A 3,352-nucleotide genomic window follows, 5' to 3' on the forward strand; every position below is an offset into this window, starting at 1 on the left:
TCAAAATAAATTCAATAGTATAGTTTTTAATGTTACCCAAGAAAGTCCCGATAAAGAAAGCATTGAAAAGCTATACTATTGAATTTATTTTGGGCTGTTTTGACAACTTCCTCAGCTTTCCTACAAGATGGATTTCTGAATATTTGATCAAGTTGAGGAAAACACCCACTTAAGCAAAACGTTAGTATAAAGATTATGATTCTCTTAGCTTGGGCAATAGTAGCAAATTTCATCAGACAAGGGTGTAACTTAAGTTAAGTCTAATACCCACTACTGATGGAAATCTAAAGTTTCAGGAAATTTTATCAAAACCTTGGCCGTGGGCCACGCTTCGCGAATGAACGATTCCACAACTCAAGTACCTAGGATTTCAAGTCTTTTCTAGAGTATCAGTTGAGTCAACAGAGTCTCCTGCTGCTTACTACTATACAGATCCACTATAAAGATCCACGGTTGTGCGCCCCTACTGACCGATCACTATCGACCTCAGTTTTTGGTTATCTTCCCACTGGCACAAGCTTGAGATCATCTCTGCTACCCGCGCGATCGCTCCTGTCAATTTGCTCTCCATCCCCTTGACAAATGCCACATTACCTTGAATTATTAGCAATCTGGATTTCTGTCCGATCGAATGGCCCTTATGACACCAGTTTTGGGCTGATCCGGTGGAATTGAGCCAAAAATAAGCCAAAAGGGCAAGATACTGTATATGGGACAGGTAATATGGGACAGGTAATATCCCACAGGTATTTAGTCCATTGGTATCAGCCATTTGGCTGATATTTGCTATGAGGGGTCACACCCCTCACCATTTGTGATAAATTTTAATTAGTAGATGCACCCTGATGATCGAGAGAGTCAAAAACGTGGCTCTCTTTTTTTTTGGGCATAGGGATTGCCTGACAGGGGTAGCGTTTTCCCCAATCACTTAGCCCAAGCCAGCTGATGAAGCTGATGAAATTGACATCTTTAATGCTTTAACACCATGCTTTAAAACTATTGCGAAAAACATTTACCTTACAGGATGACTGCTAAACTATAGCGATATATATTAACCGATTTCGCTAATCTAATAGAAAACTTAACTAGACGGATTTCCAGTAACCAACAACCACCAGGGTGAACCATTCGGTTCAGTATCAGTACCCCGAAAGGAAGTAATAACCAACAGCATTCCCCAGAGTGCGTTCGCGTAGCGTAGCCCTTCGGGCTAATCGCTTTTAGCGGAAGCTGAGGCCTTTGGCCACGCTTCGCGAACGCTTCATCGCGCTTCGCCGTGGGATAAACCGATGCTGACCGAAGAGCCGCTACGGGATGCTCAGCATTGAGCCGCTACGCGAACACACTCTGGGGAATATCAACACTATCTACTTCTATTGGGACCAATTTGCTCATGTTTTCCCAACAGCTGTTAAGGCAAAAACCTTATAGTTAGCAATATAATTCCATAAATTCCGCTAAAATTCCAGCACTATAGTCATACCTAATAACCATTACCCTTCAACACACAGACAAAACCATCCCCTCGCGAGCCAGTAAGTGATTAGGATAGAAAGACTGGAGTTGCTTTTCTAGTGTGTCGAGATAATCATCATTATAGTCAGGATGATAACGAGACATAACTATGTGCTTAACACCTGCCACCTTTGCCGTTGCTATCCCAGTTTGCCAACGCTGATCTTGCCAAATCAAAGGTGAATAATTAGGCAGATCATCTCCTGTGAGGGGAAAGGGAGCATCCAAAATTAGCAAATCTGCCTGACGGCATAGGTATCGTAGATTTTCATCAATGCCACCCCAACCATGGGAGTGAGTAGTGGCGTACACAACAGCATATCCTTGCCAGTTTACCCGATAGCCCATTGCTTGATGTGAGTCATTAAGAAGGACAGCCTCCACTGTTACATCATCTAGGGTTACTGTATGACCTGACCTCAGCCCGTGAAATTTCAGATCTGACTGCATGACCTGAAGGGGCACTGGAAAATTTGGAGCAATCATTTGCTGACCTAGACACTGTTCGATGGATGCCCCATCAGGTGCTGCTGCTCCATAGATATGAAAACAGTTACCAGGAATAAACGCAGGAGTAAAAAAGGGAAACCCTTGAATGCTGTCCCAATTGCTATGGGAAAAAAAAATGTGAGCTTCTATGGGCATTTGCTTAAGCCAATGATTTCCCAGCACCCGTAAACCACTGCCACCATCAAAAATTAAGCGTTTTCTACCAACACGCATCTCTACACAAGATGTATTGCCACCATAGCGAATGGTATCTGTCCCAGGAGCAGAAATTTGACCCCTAACGCCCCAAAATCGGACGCTCATATCCCTTCCAGTGCCATTGTTTAGGCTGGGTGTAGCCTTATAGTTGCCTAGTGTGGGTGCTACTAGATTTTGCATGTTGAATCTATGAATTAAGTGAGCCTAAGTTAGGAATTATTCCCATTGGTAGATTCCCACTAGAGGATACTCGGGTAATATTAAGTAACCATCTGTGGTTAACCACTAATTTTTGTTAAAGTGGGTGGATTGCATACATCAAATTGCATACATCAAGAGTAATTAGATGGGGTAAAGCAACCACAACAGCCCCAGTAATTTAGTCATATCTCTAATTTGGAACCGTTCAGCCCCCCGAAACAAGTTAAAATACAGTTATGCTGTCTCTTAACTGTATATTAAGTGTTGGTTAATTTTAACGGATTTAGGAACAAACAGTTTGTGACCTATGTCACAAACGCATCAAATTAATTCAATCAATCAATCAGAATGGGAACTGGTAAAGCATCAGTTATCCTTTGAGTGGTCAGCTTATGCGCTACGCGCACGCGTGCGCGTTCAGCTATCGGAAGTCAGCCCATTTACTTATAGCTTAACCTCGACAGCTAAACCAAACGCTCAGTGTATGCCCATACCAAGTATAACTGCTCACCCCATCCCATCCTGACCTGATTATCTCCTCACCTAAAAAGGTAATATCTTTTAGCTTCATCCGCAATTGATCTCACATCTCAATGCTACGCCATGAGTGTCAGATCAATTGCGGACAGGATCGAAGACCGTGTATACTAAATCTACTAGGGAAGACAAATGAAGAGCTAACCGCCACCTACGTGCCTAAGAAAAAACTCAAACTCATTGTATGTTCCGGCGGGTCGGGGCATCCCGGAGACGAAACCTTAGAATAGGGCAGCCTTAATCATAAAGTTTTAACCCTTTACCCATAACCGACTAACCATAAAGGCCAGAGACGCGCGCCTTAGACAGGGTCGCCTTATAACAATAGCCTTAACCCTTTTACCCATAGCCTGCCGACCATAAAGGCGACCCTGTCTTACGGTAACTTCAA

General features: G+C 43.2%; 2 protein-coding genes. Both read right to left on the reverse strand.

The features are described from left to right. Nucleotides 1-463: 463 nt before the first annotated feature. Nucleotides 464-610: a hypothetical protein gene (locus F6J94_RS32065; RefSeq protein WP_293018810.1), complete on the reverse strand. Its 147-nt coding sequence runs from the start codon at nucleotides 608-610 to the stop codon at nucleotides 464-466. An 890-nt stretch (nucleotides 611-1,500) separates the two neighbouring features. Further along, on the reverse strand, nucleotides 1,501-2,403 hold the full coding sequence (locus F6J94_RS32070; protein WP_293047644.1) for an MBL fold metallo-hydrolase: 903 nt from the start codon (nucleotides 2,401-2,403) through the stop codon (nucleotides 1,501-1,503). Between the last annotated feature and the right edge of the window lie 949 nt (nucleotides 2,404-3,352).

Origin of the sequence: Moorena sp. SIO1F2 (assembly GCF_010672755.1) — a bacterium.
GTDB lineage: Bacteria > Cyanobacteriota > Cyanobacteriia > Cyanobacteriales > Coleofasciculaceae > Moorena.

Excerpts from the sequence above, each read along its gene's own strand:
- F6J94_RS32070 (WP_293047644.1), bottom strand. The coding sequence starts at position 2,403 with ATGCAAAATCTAGTAGCACCCACACTAGGCAACTATAAGGCTACACCC.